The 23,570-nt window shown below is 48.3% G+C and carries 23 protein-coding genes; 12 read left to right on the plus strand and 11 right to left on the minus strand.

Annotated features, from left to right (window positions below):
• The first annotated feature begins 510 nt into the window (after nucleotides 1-510).
• Entirely contained in the window at nucleotides 511-750 is a 240-nt protein-coding gene (locus AC6I8K_RS19135) for a hypothetical protein (RefSeq protein ID WP_483818098.1), read from the plus strand.
• Between the two features lie 247 nt (nucleotides 751-997).
• The gene (locus AC6I8K_RS19140; RefSeq protein WP_497827302.1) at nucleotides 998-1,435 is read left to right on the plus strand and encodes a universal stress protein; all 438 of its coding nucleotides are present in this window, start codon (nucleotides 998-1,000) and stop codon (nucleotides 1,433-1,435) included.
• Nucleotides 1,436-1,923: 488 nt separating this feature from the next.
• Here the strand turns inward: AC6I8K_RS19140 and AC6I8K_RS19145 are convergent, their stop codons facing one another.
• A complete protein-coding gene (locus AC6I8K_RS19145; RefSeq protein ID WP_497827658.1) occupies nucleotides 1,924-2,316 on the minus strand; it encodes a VOC family protein in 393 nt (130 codons plus the stop codon).
• A gap of 606 nt (nucleotides 2,317-2,922) precedes the next feature.
• Between AC6I8K_RS19145 and AC6I8K_RS19150 the strand changes: the two genes are divergently transcribed.
• The 4 genes from AC6I8K_RS19150 to AC6I8K_RS19165 all read left to right on the plus strand — a co-directional run bounded on the left by AC6I8K_RS19150 (nucleotide 2,923) and on the right by AC6I8K_RS19165 (nucleotide 9,412).
• A complete protein-coding gene (locus AC6I8K_RS19150) occupies nucleotides 2,923-5,238 on the plus strand; it encodes a tellurite resistance TerB family protein (RefSeq protein WP_483818096.1) in 2,316 nt (771 codons plus the stop codon).
• Nucleotides 5,239-6,555 (plus strand): ATP-binding protein, encoded by a 1,317-nt coding sequence (locus tag AC6I8K_RS19155; protein WP_483818095.1) that lies wholly within the window; start codon nucleotides 5,239-5,241, stop codon nucleotides 6,553-6,555. It abuts the gene before it with no gap.
• Nucleotides 6,552-8,750, plus strand: coding sequence for a DEAD/DEAH box helicase (locus tag AC6I8K_RS19160; RefSeq protein ID WP_483818094.1), 2,199 nt, complete (start codon nucleotides 6,552-6,554; stop codon nucleotides 8,748-8,750). The genes AC6I8K_RS19155 and AC6I8K_RS19160 overlap by 4 nt, the downstream gene beginning before the upstream one ends.
• Nucleotides 8,751-8,992: 242 nt before the next feature.
• Nucleotides 8,993-9,412: a bleomycin resistance protein gene (locus AC6I8K_RS19165; RefSeq protein WP_483818093.1), complete on the plus strand. Its 420-nt coding sequence runs from the start codon at nucleotides 8,993-8,995 to the stop codon at nucleotides 9,410-9,412.
• Between the two features lie 109 nt (nucleotides 9,413-9,521).
• On the opposite strand, the gene gstA is transcribed toward AC6I8K_RS19165, so the two are convergent.
• Nucleotides 9,522-10,124 carry a glutathione transferase GstA gene (gene gstA / locus AC6I8K_RS19170; protein ID WP_497827303.1) on the minus strand — a complete coding sequence of 201 codons (603 nt, stop codon included), beginning with the start codon at nucleotides 10,122-10,124 and terminating at the stop codon, nucleotides 9,522-9,524.
• Between the two features lie 130 nt (nucleotides 10,125-10,254).
• Between gstA and AC6I8K_RS19175 the strand changes: the two genes are divergently transcribed.
• On the plus strand, nucleotides 10,255-11,130 hold the full coding sequence (locus tag AC6I8K_RS19175) for a LysR family transcriptional regulator (RefSeq protein WP_497827304.1): 876 nt from the start codon (nucleotides 10,255-10,257) through the stop codon (nucleotides 11,128-11,130).
• Between the two features lie 240 nt (nucleotides 11,131-11,370).
• A complete protein-coding gene (locus AC6I8K_RS19180) occupies nucleotides 11,371-12,282 on the plus strand; it encodes an alpha/beta fold hydrolase (RefSeq protein WP_497827305.1) in 912 nt (303 codons plus the stop codon).
• 263 nt (nucleotides 12,283-12,545) lie between these two features.
• Here AC6I8K_RS19180 and AC6I8K_RS19185 read toward each other — a convergent pair whose 3' ends face one another.
• Nucleotides 12,546-13,124: a TetR/AcrR family transcriptional regulator gene (locus AC6I8K_RS19185; RefSeq protein ID WP_497827306.1), complete on the minus strand. Its 579-nt coding sequence runs from the start codon at nucleotides 13,122-13,124 to the stop codon at nucleotides 12,546-12,548.
• A 178-nt stretch (nucleotides 13,125-13,302) separates the two neighbouring features.
• On the opposite strand from AC6I8K_RS19185, the gene AC6I8K_RS19190 reads away from it, so the two are divergent.
• The 3 genes from AC6I8K_RS19190 (at nucleotide 13,303) to AC6I8K_RS19200 (ending at nucleotide 15,477) form a co-directional block, all read left to right on the plus strand.
• Nucleotides 13,303-14,049: an SDR family NAD(P)-dependent oxidoreductase gene (locus AC6I8K_RS19190; protein ID WP_497827659.1), complete on the plus strand. Its 747-nt coding sequence runs from the start codon at nucleotides 13,303-13,305 to the stop codon at nucleotides 14,047-14,049.
• Nucleotides 14,050-14,257: 208 nt separating this feature from the next.
• Entirely contained in the window at nucleotides 14,258-14,749 is a 492-nt protein-coding gene (locus AC6I8K_RS19195; protein WP_483818088.1) for a nuclear transport factor 2 family protein, read from the plus strand.
• Nucleotides 14,749-15,477, plus strand: coding sequence for an SDR family oxidoreductase (locus AC6I8K_RS19200; RefSeq protein ID WP_483818087.1), 729 nt, complete (start codon nucleotides 14,749-14,751; stop codon nucleotides 15,475-15,477). Before AC6I8K_RS19195 ends, AC6I8K_RS19200 begins: the two co-directional genes overlap by 1 nt.
• A gap of 410 nt (nucleotides 15,478-15,887) precedes the next feature.
• On the opposite strand, the gene AC6I8K_RS19205 is transcribed toward AC6I8K_RS19200, so the two are convergent.
• The 6 genes from AC6I8K_RS19205 to AC6I8K_RS19230 all read right to left on the minus strand — a co-directional run bounded on the left by AC6I8K_RS19205 (nucleotide 15,888) and on the right by AC6I8K_RS19230 (nucleotide 19,992).
• Nucleotides 15,888-16,166, minus strand: a complete 279-nt coding sequence (locus AC6I8K_RS19205; RefSeq protein ID WP_497827307.1) for a hypothetical protein — start codon at nucleotides 16,164-16,166, stop codon at nucleotides 15,888-15,890.
• A gap of 131 nt (nucleotides 16,167-16,297) precedes the next feature.
• The gene (gene norW / locus AC6I8K_RS19210; RefSeq protein ID WP_497827308.1) at nucleotides 16,298-17,443 is read right to left on the minus strand and encodes an NADH:flavorubredoxin reductase NorW; all 1,146 of its coding nucleotides are present in this window, start codon (nucleotides 17,441-17,443) and stop codon (nucleotides 16,298-16,300) included.
• Between the two features lie 4 nt (nucleotides 17,444-17,447).
• A complete protein-coding gene (norV, locus tag AC6I8K_RS19215; RefSeq protein WP_497827309.1) occupies nucleotides 17,448-18,917 on the minus strand; it encodes an anaerobic nitric oxide reductase flavorubredoxin in 1,470 nt (489 codons plus the stop codon).
• 200 nt (nucleotides 18,918-19,117) lie between these two features.
• Entirely contained in the window at nucleotides 19,118-19,480 is a 363-nt protein-coding gene (locus AC6I8K_RS19220; RefSeq protein WP_483818083.1) for a TehB family protein, read from the minus strand.
• Between the two features lie 13 nt (nucleotides 19,481-19,493).
• Nucleotides 19,494-19,727: a DUF2526 family protein gene (locus tag AC6I8K_RS19225; RefSeq protein WP_483818082.1), complete on the minus strand. Its 234-nt coding sequence runs from the start codon at nucleotides 19,725-19,727 to the stop codon at nucleotides 19,494-19,496.
• Between the two features lie 4 nt (nucleotides 19,728-19,731).
• Nucleotides 19,732-19,992: a hypothetical protein gene (locus AC6I8K_RS19230; RefSeq protein ID WP_483818081.1), complete on the minus strand. Its 261-nt coding sequence runs from the start codon at nucleotides 19,990-19,992 to the stop codon at nucleotides 19,732-19,734.
• Between the two features lie 151 nt (nucleotides 19,993-20,143).
• On the opposite strand from AC6I8K_RS19230, the gene norR reads away from it, so the two are divergent.
• Nucleotides 20,144-21,664 (plus strand): nitric oxide reductase transcriptional regulator NorR, encoded by a 1,521-nt coding sequence (gene norR, locus AC6I8K_RS19235; RefSeq protein WP_497827310.1) that lies wholly within the window; start codon nucleotides 20,144-20,146, stop codon nucleotides 21,662-21,664.
• 255 nt (nucleotides 21,665-21,919) lie between these two features.
• Here the strand turns inward: norR and AC6I8K_RS19240 are convergent, their stop codons facing one another.
• Together AC6I8K_RS19240 and AC6I8K_RS19245 are read right to left on the minus strand one after the other, a co-directional pair.
• Nucleotides 21,920-22,489: a hypothetical protein gene (locus AC6I8K_RS19240; protein WP_497827311.1), complete on the minus strand. Its 570-nt coding sequence runs from the start codon at nucleotides 22,487-22,489 to the stop codon at nucleotides 21,920-21,922.
• A 167-nt stretch (nucleotides 22,490-22,656) separates the two neighbouring features.
• Nucleotides 22,657-23,409 (minus strand): FadR/GntR family transcriptional regulator, encoded by a 753-nt coding sequence (locus tag AC6I8K_RS19245; protein WP_497827312.1) that lies wholly within the window; start codon nucleotides 23,407-23,409, stop codon nucleotides 22,657-22,659.
• Between the last annotated feature and the right edge of the window lie 161 nt (nucleotides 23,410-23,570).

Below are 23,570 nucleotides of genomic sequence, written 5' to 3' on the forward strand. Positions count from 1 at the left end.
AAAGTGCAAGCTATTAACGCAATACTCAATCATCACGTTCTCGCTGAAGCTTTCATTTTTACTGCGTAGGGGAAGGTGATAGCTAAATCAACCAAACGAAGATTAGGTGGTCAAAAATAGTATTTAGTGAAATGACGAATCACGAATTTACTCGCAGCAATGGTTATCTTATGGAGAATGCCATAAATGATTTCATAACCGAATCATATCGCATCTTTAATAGCGACATTTATAAGTTGAGTGATAGGGAATATTGTCATCAGGATTGCTTAATTTTCTACTAATCATTGGCTTGTCTTTTTTCGCAATTTAAATCGAAGCGACTATGCAAACTTAAATGACGTTTAAATTTCGCCCCAAGGTATGCGGGTAATGAGATCTTAAAAATTTAATTTGTCACTATTGAGAATTTAATAAACTTAACACCGTGTCACACAAATTGATTTTGATCAATTTTAAAGATAATTACAGGCGTATGATTTTAGCATGGTTGCTTATCTGGAGGTTATTATGTTAACTCAATCAGAAGTAAGGCGGTGGGCATCGCTTATGCTACAGGAGTGCCTGCGTAGCAACTTGAGCAATGAGTTTATACACAAGCAAGTTAACTTATTAACCACGAATCATGGCGATAGTGCCGCTAAAATGATGCTGGAAGCTGTATTGGTTGAAGCGGGGCATATAGGAAAATTGCATAGCAATGGCGAATTGTATAAAGAAACCTTGTCGGTTGAAGTTTTAGTTCCATAGTGCAAGTCAGAAAAGCGAAGCGAGTTAATATTCAAATCTCTACTTAAGCGTTGTCTATGGATATGAATAATATAACTATTATTTTTTTGGCATAGTAGATCACATGTTTAAAAATTTTAATGTCAAATACTGCGACGGACCGATGCCTGAACTGCATGAGAGTGGGGTGTTGCTTAGAGAAATTACCCTTTGTATTCAAACTTATTGGTGATAAAGCTTTAAATTTATCATTAAGAGGAACTCAATCATGACTTATAACCATATTTTAGTTGCAGTCGATCTTTCTCCACAGAGCAGGATTTTGGTCCGTAAGGCCGTAAATATTGCTCGACCTTACAAAAGTAAACTATCTTTAGTCCATGCTTATATCAGTTCTAATACTTTCTACACAGGTATTTTAGAGTCCAATCTTGGGGTCACAGATGAAAGCGCTTTACTCGAGATCGAAAATGCCCTTAAAACCCTGTCGGAAACAGCTAATTACCCTATTGCTCACAGATTGAACTTGAGAGGAGAACTTCCACAGATTTTGTCTGATGCTGTGGAAAAATATCACATCGATCTGGTGGTTTGTGGCCATCACCATGACTTCTGGGGAAAACTGCTTTCTTCAGCCCGGCCTCTGGTCAATGTTTTAACAACAGATCTCCTCATCGTTCCGATTCAGGACGAGGAAGAAGATTGATAATGTTTAAGAAGGACTTTTTTGAAAGGCCTGCCTCAATTATAAAATGATACAATCATCAGAAAAGTCCCTTATCGTGTTAGCTAAAAATCGCTTATTTTTAATCAGTTAATAAAAATGCTGAATAATATAATAATTATTTTTGGAATCGAAATTAGTGTCTAAAAGAATTGAGTTATTTCTAATCTTATGGCATGAGGTATGTCTGCATCATTCATTGGCAGTGAATGTAATCGATCTGCTCCCCGCAGATTAGTACACCCCGATTTTAGCAATGTCCGCTTTGGGTACAGAGCGGACACTAACTAAGATACCGGACGATTACCTGAGGTGACATCTTATTTTCCTCTACTGGCACAGAACAAATAGCTGCTAGTCAGGGTCCCATTTGAGCGAGGAGCGAATATTCACTTTCCTGGACGTTTTGTTAACTATCAGATTGTCCAGATGAAACAGCGCTGAAATTTCCGAAATCGACAGAGGCAACGTTAAGTTAAGCTCTCTATTATCTGCTTTGCCTGAATGTAATCGTAAGACGTGACTTCGATCTTGTTATTACTGAGATCGTTAAAGTATACAGACATCGATACATCATGGTCAGAGACGGTGAAAGGGATATTATTCTTTTGAAGGGCCGGTATTAACTCGATAAAACCAGGAGCTCCCACTCCGAAAGCAATCGTATGCCCGGGACACTGGGACTTTCTCAGGAAAAGGGAAAGTGCTGTCCTGTTATTCTTTATGAACAGCGGTCCACTCTGTTCAAACCAAAAGTGAAGCGTACGATCCCGTGGAAATCCAAGCACCTCATCATACCACCGCTCGGCCTGCTCAATATCTTCAACATATACATGTATATGATCTATTAGGTCTATTTTCATCATGCAGCTTCGTGGACTTTGTTATCAGAAATACTCGCTGAAGCATTTCTGATAAACAATAAGCAAAGCACCTGACGTCACTACATTTACCATAATATTTGAGAGTACCTTCATGCATTGTTAACGTCGCTTCTGGCACAGAGCAGACTGACATGGCGCTAATGTCCGCTATGAGCGAAAAGCGGACGTAATAGGTTTTTTAGCAGACGGAGGTTTTGCTAAGAGACTCTCGTGAAGTCTTCACCTGGCAAAGTCTTTTCATGCACACAGCCAACAAGCACATGAAACCTAATTTCTGCTGAGAACGGACGGCGGAAGATAGCAATTCGAATTTCCTCACCGTGACACCCACAAAAATCCTGCTGCATCTCAGGAGCTGGAGTCCAGAAAGATTTTGCCCCCTCACAAAGATGGTTGCTCCCAGATTAGTTTGGTTACAGTAAATCATACTGGCTTCGCTTATGCATTTAAGTATTTTTTAATAAATATTAGTGACTTAGGTGGGTGAAGGATTTAGTGTTATCCCTGTGGATATAAAAGTATTATTTTAATATTAATCTACTTGCGTCATAACTCATTACCAAATTAAGACAAAGGTTATTGCTCATGGAATTATGGATATTCATAGCGGCAATTTATCTGATTTATTTATTGTTTTTCAAAAAGAAAAAACACAAATCAGGCAATTCAAATTCCTATAAAGCCGAAAAAGAGTCTCCCAGAACGAGGAAAACGGGTAACAAAAACAGTGGAGATAATGTGGTAAACGATGACAGTGACGACGATGCGCTTGCAACATTTACGCTGACAACGGGACGGACTGTGGAGTACCGGATCTCTGCCGCTCCACGACAGGCTAGTTCCAAGAAAAGCGGCGTTCTCGCTCAGTGGATACTGCCGGGTAATGAGATCTCTGTAGGTGGGCTCGTCATTGCTGGCGGGTTCCTGTATTTCGGCCAGCGGATGAAGCCTCCGGGGCAAAGCCTCAGTGGAAATTATAATGATGGGAGTGAAGCATCACTGATTGATGCCACGCTAAAGACTCAGCATGTTTCCTATGATTACGAAGACGGTTCTCTGGGTTACTGGCCGCAATATTGCTCCCTTACTCCAGAGTCTCGCGGCGCATATCTCAGTTGGCTGGCAAGTGACCGATGTGATGCATCATGCCCTGTAGGATATGTGTTTATCTACCTCTATGGGTTGGAGAGAAGGGCCCTTGTGGACAGCAGAGATGAAAATATATCCGATGCTGAATTTAGCTCGCTGTTTTCTGAGGTTGAGCGGCTGAGGTCGGTATTCTTTGAAAACCGCTCCTTCCGCCACTACTCATCGCAGTTGCTGGAAGCCATGTCTATCTTGCGGCCGGAGACTGAACTCCATACCGCTTCTGGCAACGAGGCTGGATTGAGTAACGGCATGATGTTTAAGCTCTCACTTGCACAAGCGGTAGAAGCAGGAATACCCGTGTCAGCCGATCTGGCGCTTACGTGGGTGACACATCATGCGGAATACGCGATACGTATCCCTGCCCGTCGTTGTGCGAGAGAGTTTGCGATGCTTTTCAAGCGGCGATACACCCTCAAATTTGGGGACGGGATGGTCGTTAAGCCGAACAAAACACGACTGCGGCTTGATTACGCGCCCGCCAGCCCAAGCCTGCGCGGTGTACGTCTTCCGGTTGCCGATCTCCCTGATCCAAGTTCCTTAAAAGGTCCCATTCAGAAAATTGTGACACTGGCAGAGGTGTGTACAGAAGACCTGGATGCTTACAGTCGTTATCTGGGCAGGAAAGATACTTCTGAAAACGACACTGCAGCGATTATGTTACTGCCAGCAGAAATCATCAACGAAAGCGCAGGCAAAGTATTAAGTGCATTCAGGAACTGGGCTGATGGCGTCATTGCGGGTCAAGCAGGTTTAACCTCGGTTGCCGATTTCTGGGAGCATATGGGGGCGGGTATCCCGCCAAAGTTAAATAAAAAAGAAATCGATCTGATGCAGGCCTTTGCCGCAAAAATGGGATATCGGATGGCACCTGATCCGTTTTATCACCATGTGAAGTCTGAAGTCGGCGGTGTGCTGGTGTTATATGCAGCAGGAGACGGACACCGCATCTCTCCGACACCGGCATTCACTTCAGCCGTCATGATGCTGCGGCTGGGGGCGATTGTGGCCATGATCGATAACAACATAGAGCAGTCAGAACGGACCGTGCTGGAAAACGCTATCGATCATAATCCGGACTTTAACGAAGATGAAAGGCGCTCCCTGCATGCCTATCTGAGCTGGCAGCTTCACACGCCGGCTAATATGACGGGAATGAAAAACAGGCTGGCGTTGCTGAATCCTGCTGAAAAGGCAGCCGTCGGCCAGTTTATCGTGAGCGTGGCCTGTTCAGATGGACGCATCGAGGCCGCTGAAATCAAACAGCTGGAAAAAATTTATTCGGGGCTGGGACTCGATCCCTCCACGCTATCCGGCATCATCCATCAGCATTCGACGAACGAACAGCCCTCAGCACAGGTCTTCACACATAAAACTCCTGCTCCACAGGAGTTTACCCTTGATGCCAGGGTGCTGGCCCGACATGAATCGGCTACGGATGACGTGCGCAAACTACTCAGCACGATTTTTACGGAAGACGAATTAGAGCCGCGCGAGGGCGCACCCCCTCCAGAGCCACAGACGGCAGTACTGGACCTCGCTCATAGTCAGCTTTACGAAAAGCTGAGAGAAAAAGAACAGTGGTCCCGCAAAGAAGCGACCGATCTCTGTGGGCAGTTTGGCCTGATGCTGGGCGGAGCGCTTGAAGTGATTAATGACTGGTCGTTTGCAATGGTCGATGCGCCAGTACTGGACGATGCAGAAGATGATATCTGGGTTGACCTTGAAATTGCCGAAGAATTAGAGGAAGTGTAAATGTCCGAAGCACGTATAAGAACCAAAGAGCGTGATGCCATTATTCAGTCACTGAAATCAGGCGTGACGCCAAGAATCGGCATCCAGCATATTCAGGTTGGACGCATAAATGAAATTAAGGCGCTCCACCAGGATATTGAGAGAGTCGCCGATGGTGGCGCGAGTTTCAGACTGATCATCGGCGAATATGGTTCGGGAAAAACCTTCTTTCTGAGCGTTGTGAGATCTATTGCTCTGGAGAAAAAACTGGTCACTGTCAGCGCCGACCTCTCCCCGGACAGACGTATCCATTCATCGGGAGGACAGGCGCGTAATCTTTACTCTGAGCTGATGAAAAATATGTCCACCCGGAATAAGCCGGATGGTAATGCGCTTCTGAGCGTCGTGGAGCGTTTCGTTACGGAGGCGCGAAAAGAGGCGGATGCAGACAGCTCTGCCGTTTCTGCGGTGATCCACAGACGTCTGGAAGCGCTGACTGAAATGGTGGGTGGGTATGACTTTGCGAAAGTCATCGAGGCTTTCTGGCGCGGGCATGAACAGGATAATGAGGCGCTGAAATCCAATGCCATTCGCTGGCTGCGGGGTGAATACACCACGAAAATAGATGCCCGAAACGATCTGGACGTCCGTACTATTATTTCAGACGCCTCATTCTATGATGCGCTTAAGCTGATGAGTCTCTTCGTACGCCAGGCGGGCTATGCCGGACTTCTGGTCAGCCTGGATGAGATGGTGAATCTCTATAAGCTGAACAATACGCAGGCGAGAACGGCAAATTATGAGCAAATCCTGCGGATCCTGAATGACTGCCTGCAGGGCTCCGCTGAAAACCTTGGGTTTATCCTCGGTGGCACGCCCGAATTCCTGTTTGACCCGCGCAAGGGCCTTTACAGTTATGAAGCGCTTCAGTCCCGCTTGGCTGAAAATCGCTTTGCACACCGTTCTGGCGTCATTGATTACTCCTCTCCAGCACTGCATCTCGCAAGCCTGACGCCTGAAGAGCTCTATATTCTGCTAAAAAATCTCCGTGACGTATACGCTGGTGGGGATACGGATAAATATCTCGTTTCGGATGATGCGCTCACGGGTTTTCTTCACCACTGCAGTAACACTATCGGGGATGCTTACTTCCGGACCCCCCGCAATACTATCAAGGGGTTTCTGGATATGCTGGCCATTCTGGAGCAAAACCGTTCGATGAACTGGCAGTCGTTAATCTCAGGCGTTGCTATCGAGGATGACAGACCAAGCGACATGGATGACGCCGTTTCTGACGACGAAGAAGATAATGACGGCCTGGCCAGCTTCAGGTTATGAGTCGCGCTTATGACAGCCTCGATCCCCGGGTTCAGAAATGGGTCTACCGGCAGGGCTGGACGGCTTTAAGACCCCTGCAGGAGAGCTCAATTCCTGCCGTCCTGGCAGGTGACCGCGACGTGCTGATCAGTGCCGGTACAGCTGCGGGTAAAACAGAGGCGTTTTTTCTGCCAGCCTGCTCTGCAACGGCTGATGTTACCGGCGGGTTTGGCATCGTCTATATCAGCCCGCTTAAAGCGCTGATCAACGACCAGCATCGTCGTCTGGAAAGTCTGGGCGAGGCGCTTGGTATGAAGGTGACGCCCTGGCACGGCGATGTTCCTCAGAGTAAAAAACAGAAAGCCCGGGCCAATCCTTCCGGCATCCTTCTCATTACGCCTGAGTCGCTTGAGTCTTTGCTCATTAACTCATCGGGCTGGCTTAAGCAGGCATTTTCATCCGTTGCCTATGTGGTCATTGACGAGTTTCACGCGTTCATTGGCACAGATCGCGGCATGCAGCTATTGTCTCTGCTGAACAGAATTGAACATGTGCTCGGTCGCCACGATAATCCGGTTCCCCGGGTCGCGCTGAGCGCCACACTTGGCGAACTGGAGAAAGTGCCTGAACAGTTGCGCCCGGACAGGCAGCTGGAGTGCATAACGATAACGGACAACAGCAGTTCGGCCATGCTTCAGGTGCAGGTTAAAGGCTATCTGGAGCCGGTTAACATCAAGGGCGAAGAGATAAAGGCGCCGGCTGAAGAGCGCGTATGTGCGGACATCTTCAGGCTCTGCCGTGGTGATTCTCATCTGGTCTTCGCCAACAGCCGAAAGCGTACGGAGAGCATTGCTGCCACGCTTAGCGACATGTGCGAGGAAAAGGTCGTCCCCAATGAGTTCTTTCCCCACCACGGCTCTCTCGCCAGAGAACTTCGCGAGACGCTGGAAAAACGATTACAGCGAGGAGATTTGCCCACTACAGCTATTTGTACCATGACGCTGGAATTGGGTATCGACATCGGTAAGGTGCAGTCAGTTATTCAGGTTACCCCTCCTCACTCTGTCTCAAGCCTGCGTCAGCGCATGGGCCGTTCAGGGCGGCGTGGAACTCCGTCGGTACTGCGAATGCTCATTACAGAACGCGAACTCACACCAACAAGTGGCATGATAGACCACCTGAGGCTGCAGCTGGTTCAATCGATGGCAATGATTAGACTCACTATCTCGCAGCAATGGTTCGAACCAGCGGATACTTCTCAGAAACATTACTCGACGCTGCTGCATCAAATCCTCGCTATCACCGCGCAGTGGGGTGGGGTTCGGGCGGATCAGCTCTGGTTACAGCTCTGTCAAAAAGGTCCGTTCCGGAATATCGATTTATCCGCTTTCAAAATACTGCTCAAACACATGGGTGCATGCGGGCTGCTCACGCAGCTGGCGAGCGGAGAGGTCGTTGTAGGCGCTGAGGGCGAGAAACTTACCAACCACTATACGTTTTATGCCGTATTCAATACGCCGGAAGAGTTTCGCATAGTCACAGGCAGCCGGATTCTTGGCACACTTCCGGTAGACTCACCCCTTTTGCCAGGGCAGCACATCATCTTTGGTGGGCTTCGCTGGAAGGTGACCGAAATTGATGCAGAGAAAAAGGTCATTTACGTCGAATCAACCAAAGGTGGCCAGCCACCGCTGTTCAGCGGTGGAGGCATGTCTGTGCACGATGTTGTTCGCCAGGAAATGCTTGCGATATACAGGGAAAGGGATTACCGCATAGCGATTGGTGACCAGAGGGTGGACTATGCCGATGCCGCCGCAAGATCGCTCTTTAAAGAGGGCCTTAACTACTTTCGGCGTTACCAACTGCAGGATGCTCACTTTATCACCTTGGGACCGCACTGTTGCGTGCTCCCCTGGATGGGGGACAAAGTCGTCAATACGATCACAGCATTGCTCGTGCGATTCGGCTTTAAAGTCAGTTCATTTGCCGGTGTGATTGAGGCTGAAGACGCAAGCGTGGCATCGGTCAGGCACGCGCTTAAACTTATGATGAACTCGGGCCTGCCCACCGAGGCTGAACTCGCCGCAGACGTTCCGGAGAAGTACCTGGAAAAATATGATGAATTCCTTCCAGATTCACTGCTTGCAAGCGGTTACGGAGCAAAGGCGTATGATGTTGAGGGCACTCGTCGCTGGCTTCAAGACAATCTTCAGTAATCTGCTTACGTTTGCTGTAAGTAGAGCCGTTAAGCTTTCATCGAACTCACAGAAGCGGCGCTTTGGGCCTGACGACTGTGGCTGATTGGGAATGATTAGTGTTGTTGCAAATTAGGTCTGCTTTGAGCGAACAACTGACATTAACACAATGCATCTGACATTTGTGTCGCTGAGTTCATGGACTTGAACCTTCTTCAAGCCATCTGATATATGCTACGTCAGTTAAAAAATGGAGTTGAGCAATGACTGAGCTGAAAGCACCCTACTGGAATCGCATGGTTCCCGAACTGACCGTAATGGATTTTACTGTCTCCCTGCACTTCTATGTTGACGTGCTTGGTTTCAACATCATGATAAGGCGTAATGAGCCAGATTTTGCCTACGTCAGTCTCGGCGAAGCACAACTGATGCTTGAGAAATATAATCCGGAAGGATGGAATACGGCTGAACTCGTCAGACCGCTGGGTCGCGGCATTAATTTTCAGATAGAAGTAGAAGATGTCGAGTCGGTGCTTGCTCGTGTCCGGGCCAATGGCTTCAAGTTGTACAGGGAGCTACGCGACAAACACTATAACATAGGAGAAACGACGGCCTGCCAAAGGGAGTTTCTCGTACAGGATCCAGATGGCTACCTCTTACGCTTCAGCCAGTATATTGAATAAAGTGCCAACGTCCGCTTTTGGCACAATACCGACGCTAAATAATGTCCGCTTTGAGCGAGAAGCCGTATTTCCAGTTTGCAGCCACTCCAACATTGAGTGGCTGACGACCTTATTGCGCTTCAGCTAGTAATGCGGCCTGCACAGCAGGACGCGCATTGATAATGTCCCTATACGCCGATAACGCCGGCCAGCGATTCAGCTCGATGGAGAACAATCTACACCAACCCAGCACAGTGAAGAGGTAAGCATCAGCAACACTAAAGGAAGGACCCGTCAGGTAGGTTGTTTCGCTGAGAGTCCTCTGGAGGAAATCGAACTGACGGAATAACTTCTCACGAAAAATTGCTTTGATGTCTTCAGATAGCATGCGGTTGAACAACGGTGCCGAACCGGCGTGTATTTCACTGGTGATAAAGTTCAGCCATTCCTGCAGACGCACCCGAGCCCAGGTGTCTGCTCGCGGTGCCAGACCCTTCTCCGGTTTAATATCAGCAAGGTACTGCACAATGGCCGGACCTTCAGTCAGTATCTGCCCATCATCCAGTTCAAGTGCAGCCACATACCCATTAGGGTTAATGGTCCGGAAATCGCGTCCGTCAGTGGTGAGTTTGCTTCTGTTGTCTACTTTGACTAATTCAAATTCTAACTCCAGTTCGCGCAGCACAATGTGTGGTGACAACGAACAGGTATCCGGGGCGTAGTAGAGTTTCATTTTTTCTCCGTTTCAATTGAAAAGCCGTCAGGCAACGTCCTGCGCGATCCTGAACGCACTGTAATTTACGAGCATCACCCTGTAAAATTAATGATATAAAAAATTACTATTAGCTGAGCTACTGATAATCATGATGAATCTCTTACATTGGCGACTAATAGTGGCTGTGGCGGATACCTGTAATATCTCGCGCGCCGCCGTGGAGATAGGAATGACCCAGTCTGGTGCCAGCCAGGCTATTGCCCAATTAGAGGCTTCACTGGGATTCCCGTTATTTACGCGTGAGCGACGCTATATCGGTGTCACCGCGCTGGGTGAGCCGGTTATCGAACACGCAAGAAACATGCTTGCGCAGCTGAGCGCAATCCGCGTGCTGGCTGACGAGAGCCGGGGGTTAACTAGCGGGCGCATTCGGCTGGCCAGTTTTCCATCAGTGACTTCAACATTGTTGCCCGGACTGCTGCGGAACTTTAAGCGCCTGCATCCAGGTATTGAAGTGGTAATCCTTGAAGGTACGGATGAGGAAGTAGAGGAGTGGCTGGCAGCAGACACCGTTGAACTGGGCGTGGTAATGAATCCCGTACCCGGTCGTGCAGAGGTTGTATTAGGACAGGATGCCTGGGTGGCGGTACTGCATGGCAGTAATCTACAGGCTCGTCATGCAAGGACTTATGGCATTACGCTTAAGGAGCTTGCAGACCAGCCCTTTATTTTGGCGACAGGCGGATGTGTGGTTAATGGAAAAAGCCTGATGGAAAAGGCAGGCTTGCAACTCTCTGACATACGCGTGACAGTACGCGATTGGATCAGCGCCTGTAAGCTGGTCGGTGAAGGCATGGGAGTCGCCCTTGTACCTGAATCAGCCCTGCCGGAGGAACTGCGCGGCCTGTGCGTGGTGCCGTTGACACCGTCTATATACCGGGAATTTGGGTTGGTGTGTTCGTTATCCGGAAACGCTTCTGGTGCGACGCAGTCGCTACTTAAAGGACTACGCAAAGGAGGATGAGCTATTAACAGATAATTATGACATCCCCTTGTTAACATCCGCTTTTGGTATGATGCGGACATTGCAAGGCAGCTCCTCTATGAGTGAAAAGCCAACTAGCGTTTATTCTGGCAGCGCAGAACTGTACCTTGCACATGCCAAAGTCTTTGTATCCATCCCTTAATGATTTTATCTTTTATGAAAAACCTTTCTGTCAGCTTGCCCCGATTCATTAGGGATTAAATAACAAGGACTAAACTCATGCCGACCCCAAATATTCGCGCCGCGATCGGAGGAACACTTTTACTGATGTCAGTCTTAGTATCAGCATCCTCAACACAGCCTGTGTCCATACCTTCAGAGCATCCAAACTCGCAGCGTATCTCTGTACAGACGCAAGGGGCAGGACCGGATGCCATATTAATTCCGGGGCTGGCGTCGTCTCGCGAAGTTTGGGCCGATTTAGCATCAGGTTTACATAAGAGCCACCGCATTCATCTTATAGAACTTGCGGGCTTTGCAAGTACGCCTGCCATTTCCAACCCTGACGGTAAGGTCATCGCGCCGGCAGTTGACGCCATCGCTGATTACATCCAAACCCAGCACATCAACGCACCGGTGGTCATAGGCCATTCTCTTGGGGGAGAAATAGCAATAATGCTGGCGACCCGCCATCCCGACCTGGTCGGTCGTTTGATGATCGTTGATGCTTTGCCGTTCTATACGCTGATGATTGACCCTGCGGCGACCCGCGATACTGCTGTCCCACATGCTACTGCTACGCGGGATTGGCTATTGGGGCAGTCGCCGGAGCAAATGGTAGAGTTTCAGAAAGCATCCATAGCCCGTCTGGCTAAGACCGTGGCGGTGAGGCCAGCTTTGGTGACTGCGGGGATTAATTCTGATCGCAAAACAGTGGCGGATGCCGTGTATGAATTAATGATTACCGATCTGCGGCCCGAGCTTGGCCGCATTAACGCGCCGATTGAGGTCGTGTACGCGTATGACACCTTATTCGGGATTCCTGCCGCCAGCGTGGATGCGATGTACCGTCAGGCCTATGCTTCTGCGCCAGATATCCATTTCACACGGATCGATAACAGTTTTCACTTTATTATGCTGGATCAGCCAGAACGGTTTTCCCACACGGTAGAGTCATTTTTAAATCAATAGATGCTGCTGCTGCACATCAGGTCAGCACGCAATATATTCAGCATAGCCTAATCATTTGTAATGTCCGTTGTTGGCTCAGCGGGCATTACGTACGGTCTTCAAGGCGGCTGTGAGAGAAAAAGAGGCGCTCTTTTTTCAATAACGATTTATAAGTTATCCCCTTACCACTATAGGTGATGAATAATCAGGGGAAATGTAATTTTAAAATTATAATAGAGCCTTTTGAACGAACGGATTAATTTTTGCGACCCAAAAGCTCAATACTATTTAGCATGTGCAGAAACAACCTGAGAAGACATTTTTGCTGTTGCTATTAGTCTGCGTTGAGACATGCCCTGATAGGCCGCAGAAGATAAACCTTTCAGTGTCACCACAATAAAGTCTGTAAGGCATTCAGCTGATTGAGGACACTTAGCCATAAGCCAGTTATGAATGGCTGTAGTTCCTGGCTGAGCTATCTTACAGGCGACTTCCCGGGCATCTTTATCATCAGCGCGCATGCCCTCAGTAACCAAACAACCACGCTGATGTGTATGACGCCCGTATTGTCTGGCTGCTGCTGTAAGCAAAGCTTCCACACCTTCCGCAACAGATTTCTCGGGTGATAAAAGTTTATGTAGAGGAAGCGCGCTCTCCTGTGCGTAACGTTCCAGTGTCCTCTCATATAAACCCACCTTACTGCCATACGCAGCATAAAAACTGGGTGGCTTAATGTTCAACGCCTGAGTCAGGTCAGCAATGCTCACTGCGTCATAGCCATGTTCATGAAATAGCGCCTGTGCGATGGCCACACCAGCCTCGCGATTAAAAGCAGGGCGTCGCTGCCTGTTTACCTGCGTCATCTCACCTCCTGAATACTATTTATATAGTAAACGCTAAATGACAAAGCATCAAAGGTTAAATTTATATGATTGAATTTAATAGATTTATAAATATCCATTAAAATAAAGCTTGTGAATGAATCTCTTTATATGTAGTGATCACTACATGATCAATCACTACCAGAAAGGAAACATCACCATGCCTCAGTCATTCCAGAACAAAATCGCAGTTGTAACCGGTGCGTCATCCGGCATCGGTCTGGGTATCGCGCAAGAGTTTGCCGCACGCGGTGCAACCGTAATCATTACTGGCCGAAATAAAAATAAACTTGAGTCGGCAGTCAGTACTTTAGGCCCTGATGCGAGTCAGGTTCAGCTGGATGTTTCAAGCCTCCCCGATCTGGATACATTTTATGAGCAGATTAAATCCCGATTTGGTCGTATTGATATTTTAATCGCTAATGCAGGCATGGGAGAAATTGAACCACTCGGGCAAATTACTCCCGAGAAGTTTGATCGTCAGTTCACCACCAACGTAAGAGGTATTACATTTACCGTGCAGAAAGCCTTACCGCTGATGAAACCCGGTAGCAGCATTGTTATTACAGGATCGACGGCCTCAATTAATCCCGGGGAGGGGATGAGTATTTATGGCGGTACCAAGGCCGCATTACGCGCAATGGTACGTAGCTGGATACTGGATATTAAAGGTTCAGGCGTTCGCATAAATGTTCTCAGTCCGGGCCCGGTTGATACGCAGTCTTTACGCGACTTCCTGCCACAGCCTGTGGACGTAATTTTGCAATCGTTAAGAGACCGCAGCCCAATCGGGCGCATTGGGAAGATAAGCGAAATTGCAAAAGCGGTTGCTTTCCTTGCCAGTGAGGATGCCGCCTATATCAATGGCGCGGAAATATTTTCTGATGGCGGTGCATCGCAGATCTAATATTTTTAATGTAGCGAAGAGGCTAACAATTATATCTCATCTGCCGAGTGACGTTCTTCATCATTTAATGTGAGCAATACATTTGCTGCACTGCTGGGCTGAAGTTGTCGTTTTCACGCTTTCTGAGTCTGTTATCAAATAAAGTTAATTATACCCGTTCGCTTTTAAAAGAATGTGGAATTTAATCCTATCCTGAGGAGTTCTAATCATGACTAACTTTAACAAAGTTGAAAATATTCAAAATTATATCGATGAATTACAAATCCAGCGTTTGCTGGCTATCTATGTCCACAATCTGGATGATGGGAAATTTGCTGAAAACGCTGAGTTGTTCAAGCATTCCGAATTTATCGTTTTAAGTGATACTGCACAGGGCCGCGAAGAGGTTGAACAATTTCTGATCCATGGCGTTCAGCGCCATGAAGACGGAACGCCCCGGACGTCGCATAACGTTTCAAATGCACTGATAGACATCTCGCCGGCCGGTGATACAGCAACGAGCATCAGCTATTTCACCGTTCATCAGGAGTTGGATGGATTTTCATTGCAGCCAATTTGTACTGGGCGCTATTTCGACAGTTTTGAGAAACATGACGGCCAGTGGCGCTTTACATCCCGCAACGTTGTTCCGCGCTTGATGGGTAATCTTCAGTTCCATGTTGGCAACTCTGCCGCCCGTTCACAGGCTGAGGAGGCGTAGTGGACACTAAAAAGAACGCTCTCGTTACCGGAGGCAATAAAGGTATTGGTTTTGCAATCGTCAAAGGTCTGGCAAGGGCAGGTATGACCGTCTGGATGGGCGCGCGCGACCGCAGGCGGGGTGAAGAAGCCGTTGAACGCTTAATCCAGGAAGGTCTTGACGTCAGATTACTTGAACTGGATGTCTCGAATGAAGCAAGCGTGGCCAATGCCGTTAATGAACTCTCGCGTAAAGTCGCATCACTTGATGTCCTTATTAATAATGCCGGCATCATCAATGATATTAATATCCCCCCAAGCCAGGTCAGTATTGAGGATCTGAAAGCGGTGTATGAAGTTAATCTATTTGGCCCGATTCGGGTAACACAGGCTTTCCTACCTCTGCTTAAAGCGTCCAGCAATGCGCGGATTGTCATGATGGGCAGCGGCGTAGGATCCTTAACGCTAATTACCGATCCGACTTCAATATATTCAAGCGTAAACCTGCTAGGTTACACCTCTTCAAAGGTTGCTCTGAACGCTGTTACCGTTTCATTCGCGAAAGAACTCGAACCTATGGGTATTAAAGTCAATGCCGTTGAACCCGGCCATGTGCAGACCGATTTAAATGGCAATACGGGTTTTCTGACGCCAGATGAGGGAGCCATTACGGCCATAAAAATGGCATTAACGGAATCAGATGGGCCGACGGGTGGTTTTTTTGGCAGCCATGGTCGTCAGCCCTGGTAGTGGAGTTCTTGTTGGATATTTGCTGGCTTAACCGAAGCTGATGAGTAAGTTTTACAACAGCTAAAGCCAGGGATTGAATGACCGACAATTCATCATTCTCTGAATGGCCGTGTTGAGCACAAGAACCCACCGAACCATGGATGATAAAAAGGCGTGACGTGCAAGGATGCACCCGCCAGCCCCTAAAAGCTGTGAAGCAAGGGACGCGCATTATACAACGATTGTTCAGATTACTGGTTTTGTCAGAGGCATAACGGCGGAAGGCCTGAACAACGGCAAGGCACAGTCTGTTTTTTGATAACGCCAAAACTGAGAGAAATTTCGCGGCGTTCAATCCACGGTAACATTCATCGATGTCCACTACTGGCACTGATCGAAAATTATTAAAAATGCGGCTTAGGTGTTGTTTATTATTCAGCCATAACCTTTATGCCTTCTGCTGGCTTCCACGCATTCCACATCTCCCAAAATATCGCCGCAACGGCCTCCTTGAGCATTTCAGGTGGGAACGTTTTACGCTGAGAAATCATTCCAATACTTGCATCAATGCGTGCATCAACGTCACATGTTCCCATATTCATGGCGAAGGAATCACAGTGCATGGTTAACCAAATAATTCTCCCACAGGTGCAAGAGGAGGGGTTATGCAAGGTAATATTGGTTACTGCTGGGGCTTCAGGCATATTCATTGTGCCACATCCTTTAATATTGAGTTGGAAGCAATGGCCGGTGGATTACCGGCCTGGTTGATGCAAGGACCATCGCCGCTTCAATTAGCGAACTTAAATGCGTCCGATCGTCTGTTAATAACATGCTTGGGTTAAGATGTGCCCGACAGTTTGATGTCCTTCAACATACTGAATGCCAGCTTCATATGCTCTTCGCTGACAACAAATGCCCGTAATGCCCCGTCTTCATCACGGCCTTGAGCAATAATGCCTGACGGGGATAACGCCATATCCCAGTGATAAGCTGCGTTCGCGGGATCGCCCGCCAGGTGAAGCGGCATATCCGGCGTTTTAACCTTAATCAACATGGCTGGCAGCATCAGTTTGGCGTCGTGACCGATAAGGTTTTTAGCAAGCGTCATTGCCGCAAGGGTAGCGGGCTGCAGATAGGGCATCAGTTTTCCCTGAATCTCTGCACAATCACCCAGGGCGTAGACATCGGTAGCCGAGGTGACGAGAGTGTCATCAACCACAATTCCACGACGTGTTTCGATTCCCGCACTCTGCGCCAGCGTAAGATTAGGGCGTAAGCCAATGGCACAGACCACGGCGTTAAAAATCCTCCGCTGTCCGTTACTGAACGTTGCCTCCAGTAAATCATCATGCCGTGAGATTTTGGTGAGTTCATGCCTGAAGAGAAACTCTACCCCGTTGTTCATCAAACGGTTTTGCAGACGAGCACTGATTTCCGGCGGTAACAGCGCCGATAGAAGCCCGTTACTGCGGTCTATTACCGTTACTGCTTTACCTGCACGGTTAAAATCCATCGCGAGTTCTGTGCCGATGAGACCCCCGCCGACCATCAATATTCGATGCGCATCTATCAGCGCGTTGTCATAGCGGCGGTATTCCTGCTGACTGTTCAGCGTGAAGATCAGATCACTGCCCTCTATCGCCGGAACGATGGCCTCGGCACCAGTAGCAAGCACCAGTTTGCCATAGACGTAATCGCCAGCGGGAGTTCTGATAACCTTTGCTGCCGTATCAATGCGCGAAACCGTGGTAAAAGGATGCAGCATGATGTTCTGGTTTTCCGCCCACTCTGCTGCGGTTTGTCGAGTGAGTGCCTCAGCGCGATAACCCATACTGAAAACATGACTGAGTTCGGGCTTGTTGTATTCATCACAGCTATCGGCCGCAATGATGCGAATCGGCACATGTTTATCCAGATGCCGGATGTTTTTGACCAGCTGGCGGGCGGCGAAGCCTGAGCCAACAATCACAATGTCTGCTGACATGGACTCAGCCCTCGTAAGGATCAAACACGGATTTACCCAGCGCGCATCCAGGGCATAAGAAATCGTCTGGCACGGCTTCCCATGCGGTTCCGGGTAGGACATCCTGGTTTGGTTCGCCCTCGGCCGGGTCATAAACCCACTGACAAACCGTACAAATCATTTTCTGTCCGATGTCCTCACCCGCTTCTACCACACCGACGCCCTCCTGGTTTATGGATGTGGAAGCTGCCATAACCGCAGCGGTGGTATTCGCTGCGACGATGGCTACCGGCAGCGGCGAGAGCGCCCATTCACGGGCGATTTTGCGGCCATGCTCGCGGCACTCTTCCAGCGCGGAGAGGTCGGGACGCCACTTGGTTTTGAGCGCAATCGTCATATCAAAACCGGCATCCTGCAGGCGAGTGGCAACGCGATCCACCGCTCCGCCGGTCCAGCCATAAGAACCGAACGCGGAGGCGCGTTTATTGCGGAATTTCAGGCCGGTAATCTCTTCCAGCATACCCGCCACCTTCGGCATCATCACATTGTTCATGGTGGAGGAACCGACCAAAATGCCCTTGGAACGGAAGCAGGAGGTGATGATTTCGTTTTTGTCGTGGGTGGAGACGTTGTAAACCTTCACGGCAACGCGCGGATCGGTTTCGCGGATACCTTCGGCGATCGCATCCGCCATCATGCGGGTGTTATTAGACATGGCGTCGTAGAACAGGGTGATGCGATCTTCCTGATAATCCGCAGCCCATTGCAGGTACAGCTCTACAATCTGGGTGGGTTTATCGCGCCACACCACGCCATGCGAAGTCGCAATCATGCTGACCGGCAGATTAAAGCCGAGTATCTCATTGATTTTTGGGGTAACCAGACGCGCAAAAGGCGTCAGGATATTGGAGAAATAGCGCTGGCATTGATCAAACAGTTCATGTTGGTCAACTTCATCGTTAAACAGATGTTCATCGCAGTAATGCTGGCCGAAGGCATCATTACTGAACAGCACGGCGTCCTCTGTCATGTAAGTCATCATGCTGTCTGGCCAGTGCAACATCGGGGTTTCAACAAAGATCAGTTTTTTGCCGTTGCCGAGATCGAGCGAATCACCGGTTTTAACCACGTTAAAATTCCATTCGGGATGGTGGTGATGACCATTGATGGAATCAACGCCGTTAGCGGTGCAGTAAATCGGCGTGTTTGGAATCAGCGCCAGCAGTTCGGCGAGTGCGCCTGAATGGTCTTCTTCTGCATGGTTAATTACGATGGCATCGATTTTTTTCAGATCGATTTCTTCTGCCAGATTCTTAACAAAATCAGTACGGAATTTCAGATCAACCGTATCGATCAGGACGTTCCTGGCTTCGCGAATAAGATAGCTGTTATAGCTGGTGCCACGCTGCATCTTGTACTCTTTGCCGTGAAAGTGCTCAACTTCCCAGTCACGTTTGCCGACCCAAAAAATGTTGTTTTTTACGTGAATATTCATTTGATGCCCTGTTAGCGTAAAGTGGTTTCACACTCGTTATTGCATCAGACGTGCCAAAATTTATCTCATTGATTTATAAATAATTACAGATTTTTATTTGTTTAAAATACAATAAATAATGTTGTGTGACTGACATGTGGATGTATTAATGACAATGCATCAGGCATAAAAAAACCCGCCGCAGCGGGTTAGTAATGTTTTTACCTGGACGATTCTGGAATATGAACTTCGCGCTCAAATCCGTTGCCCTCTAAAGCAACGTCTGGGTCAGCAAAAAAATCAATATTGAAATAAGTGTCATCACTTAATAACTCAATATGGTGCCAGTACTGCGGTGGGCTGATGCCAAACTGCCCGGCGATAATGGTGATTTCCATTTCGTGTGCTGTCTGGTGTTCACCAGCAAAACCATAATATTTCACTGCACCGCGCATAACTGAAAGCCTGCCATAAACGCCTTTTTTCGTGTTGTGATGGGTCAAGAGCGCTTGCGGCACACTCTTTCTATCCCAGAAAGGCGTTGAGCGAGTGTGTGCAAAATGTTGAGGGATGATATGAGCCATGTTGGGCCTCCTGTTAACAGATGATGCCGCCCTGCGTGAGCCAGTTACGGCGCTGCTCGGCGAGTTCTTCTTTCTCGCTACTGTGTTTAAAAACCGCCACGCGCAGACGCTGCTGTTGGGTGAAGCGCTCTTCGCGAGTGAGCTGATGGTCGTCGCTGAGTTCGCACAGCAGCCCATTCATATCGTGAATGACATTATTGCGAATGGTGTCATCAACCGTTCTGATGACTTCATTTAAATGATTCATGGTGTTATCCGACATAAGTATTCAGCTGTTGCAACAGCAGCGCACCAGCGACGATGAGTGAAAGAGGGGTGTAAGGGATATCCAAATCGACCCATGCTTTTCGTCCGGCATATTCGGTTTCAAAATGCAGGCGTTCCGGGGACGTTTGTCGATACGTGAACACTAGCCCGCGGCTGCCACTACCAAATGCTGCCCAACGCAGGGCATCAGCGGCCGATGCAATTTGCTGTGCGCTAAGCGCCTGACTGTTTAGTTGTTCTGACACGGTGATACTCCTGAGCTACATTATCTAATCTGATAAGGCATATTCCGTGCCATTACATAACACGTTGATTTTAATCAAATGGATAATTTCATGTTGTGTTAAATACAATGTCTTTGCTTGTCTTTGAGACAATTCATGTGCAGGTGACAATATGACTCTTTCTGTTCAGACGCTGGCGGCACTGGCTGTTGATATCCAAAATGGAGTGCATGGCCGCGACCGGTTTATGCGGATGATTAACTGCATCCACGGCGCGCTAAACTGTGACGCCACCGCGCTATTACGTTACGAGAATCAGCAGTTTCGTCCGCTGGCCACCGCGGGTCTGGCACCGGATGTGATGGGGCGGCGATTCAATCTTGATGCTCATCCACGGCTTGAGGCCATCGCGCGGGCTGGCGATGTGGTGCGCTTTCCCGCCGACAGTGATTTACCCGATCCCTATGATGGATTGATTCCCGACCAAGGCGATTTACACGTCCACGCCTGCGTCGGTATGCCACTTTTTGTCGGGCAAACGCTGATCGGCGCCCTGACGCTAGATGGCATTAACGCCACTCAATTTGATGATTACAGCGATGAAGAGTTACGGGTGCTGGCGAGCCTGACGACGGGTGCGCTGAATAATGCCTTGCTAATGGAACGTTTAGAAAAACCCGCCTCATCCTTTACACCGCCACCACACCGACGTGAAGAGAGTGAAGAGGTGGAGATCATTGGTGATTCGACGGCGTTAACCCACCTCAAACAACAGATTGGGGTGGTTGCTCCCTCCGATCTCAGCGTGTTGATCATGGGCGAAACCGGCACCGGTAAAGAGTTGGTTGCTCAGGCCCTTCACCAACATTCTCATCGCGCAGCGAGGCCGCTGGTTTATCTGAATTGTGCAGCCCTACCGGAAAGCGTGGCGGAGAGCGAGCTGTTTGGCCACATCAAAGGGGCGTTCACCGGCGCCATTCACGATCGGCCGGGCAAATTCGAATTGGCGGATAAAGGGACGCTGTTTCTTGATGAGATTGGAGAGTTGCCGCTTTCGCTGCAGGCCAAGCTGCTACGCGTGCTGCAGTACGGCGACCTGCAGCGGGTGGGCGAAGATAAGCCGCTTACCGTTGATGTGCGCATTATCGCCGCAACTAACCTCGATATGCGCAAGGCGGTGACCGATGGTAAATTCAGGGCTGATCTTTATCATCGCCTTAGCGTCTTCCCGCTGTTCGTTCCGTCGCTGAATGAACGTCGTGACGATATCGTGCTGCTGGCGGGCTATTTCTGTGAAAAGTGTCGGGTGAAATTTGGCCTGTTGAGCGTTGCGTTAAGTGCTGGCTGCCGCGCTATGCTGCAAGCCGCAAGCTGGCCGGGAAATGTGCGCGAGCTGGAACATGCCATATATCGTGCCGTAATCATCGCGCAGACCGAATCACGCAACGGCGAAGTCATTCTGCTTCCGCAACATTTTCAACTGCAGGATAGCGGGACCGTTCAGGCAGAGCCGATCAAAACGTTGCTAATCTCGCCAGTGATGAACCTCAACGAGGCGACGCGTGAATTTCAGTACGGCTACATTAAACAGGCCTATGAAAGCTGCGATCGGGTGTGGGCTAAGGCGGCTAGAAAACTGGAATTGGATCCGGGTAATCTTCATCGGCTGGCAGTCAAACTGGGACTGAAATAAAGGGTAATGTTAATCGAAAACAGGTGTGAAATTTATCTATTCTGGATGTTGGAACATTTAAATAGGGCAAAGAAAATGCGGCCTGCTCTCCATTGGTTCAAAATAAATGTTGTTAGCAGCTTTCTTGCTGACACTAAGTGGTCGCTGGAGGGGATGGTCCGCTATGAGCGAGAAGAGGACGTTGGCTATTATTTATTTTCACAGACACAGAAAAATGGCGACCTTAGCGATTGTAATACATTCAGATTATTTCATTTATATATAAATAAATTCGTATTTCACGATGTAAGTTCCAATTTTATTAACACGAGCTGATACCCATACTCCTGTCATTCCTTGCTTACGGTGGCTGCGTAGAAATTCTTTATTTGTACAAAGCTGTATCCATCTGGAGGTGTTTTGATCTTTTAACCAGATACCTGCTTCACAATGCCCATGCTTGCCCCTCGATGGTCCTGGGAAGACAACCTCATATTCAGATTTATAGCCAATTGTTTTGTCTGGGAAGAGATAAACATAGACATCGTAAAAGTGTAAACTCAATACAAATCCCAGGCAAAAACCGCCAAAGAATGCATTACAAAGATACTTTATTGTTTTGTTAATAGTGCGAAAATAAAAAGCGTGAATAAAAGAGAAGCTTCCAATCAATACACCAAAAGAAATATACGTTGTCCATTCAGGTACCGATTTTTTTAAAATGGTATTATGGGAGATACTTGATGCCCACAACATATACCAGAACCATCCGCCCATAATAATGCATACCACGGCTGTAATGGACCATTTTTTATATTTACTTTCGAAATGATAAATTTTATTCATGATTATATTTTTGTATCTACCAAGAGATGATAACAGCCTTACCGTGCACGGCTATTTTAACTTATAAATTAACTGTATCTATATAATTTTTTAACGTCCCCTCCTGGCACCAAGCGGACATCAACGCTAAAACTCTCCCGTTTCTTCTGTTTTCAATTCAAACATTTTTACTCCTGCACCCGCTCAAATGTCGCAATTACCCGGTCGATATGTTTCTTCATTGCGCTTCTCGCTGCCTTACCATCACGTTTTTCAAGCGCCGAGAGAATCGCCATGTGCTCAGATTCCGAATCCGACGGCATATCGCTGGGCGTATAGTGCGCCTGTAACATGCGGAACATGCTGCCATAGCGATGACCGAGCAGGTGGCCGATGATAAAGCCATAGGCAGGATTGCCGCTCGCCTGAGCAATGCGGATATGGAACAGGCGGTCGCCGGGATGGGTGCGTGATTGCGCGCGGTTATCCTCGCAGTTTTGTTGGTACGCCGCGCGGATCAGCGCCAGTTCCTGTTCACTGGCATGCACCGCGGCTAGCGCTGCGGCCTCTGGCTCGATCAGGCGGCGCGCTTGCAGCAAGGAGAATGGCGGCAACTCGGTGGAAAAATCCAGGTTGATACCCAGTTCATCGTCCGGTTCCATCCACTGATCGCGTCCGGCCTGCACCATTACCGGCTCCTGCATACTGGAACGCGCTTTTACAATCACACCGTTGCCGACTTTAACATCCACCAGCCCAATGACTTCCAGTGCGATCAACGCTTCACGCACTGATGCACGACTCACCTGCAGCTGCTCGGCCAATTCACGTTCCGCTGGCAAGCGACTGCCGGGAGGAAATTCGTTGTTGTCGATCAACTTGATCAGTTGATCAGCTATTTGTCTGTAAAGCCTGGGGTTTTCCATCTTTTTTATCGGCATCGCACTGCTACCTGTTTAAATATTTTAAGTGATCAGATGCACAAATAATCATCAGGGCACTTGTCAATGTTACGCAATTGTCAATAAAACGTAATGCGTCAGCGAAAAAGTAGCCAGGGTTATTTTGCTAACTCAAGCGGTAAAAACTTACTTTTAATGGC

This window comes from Pantoea sp. X-Soil-ISGK-421, assembly GCF_059730785.1.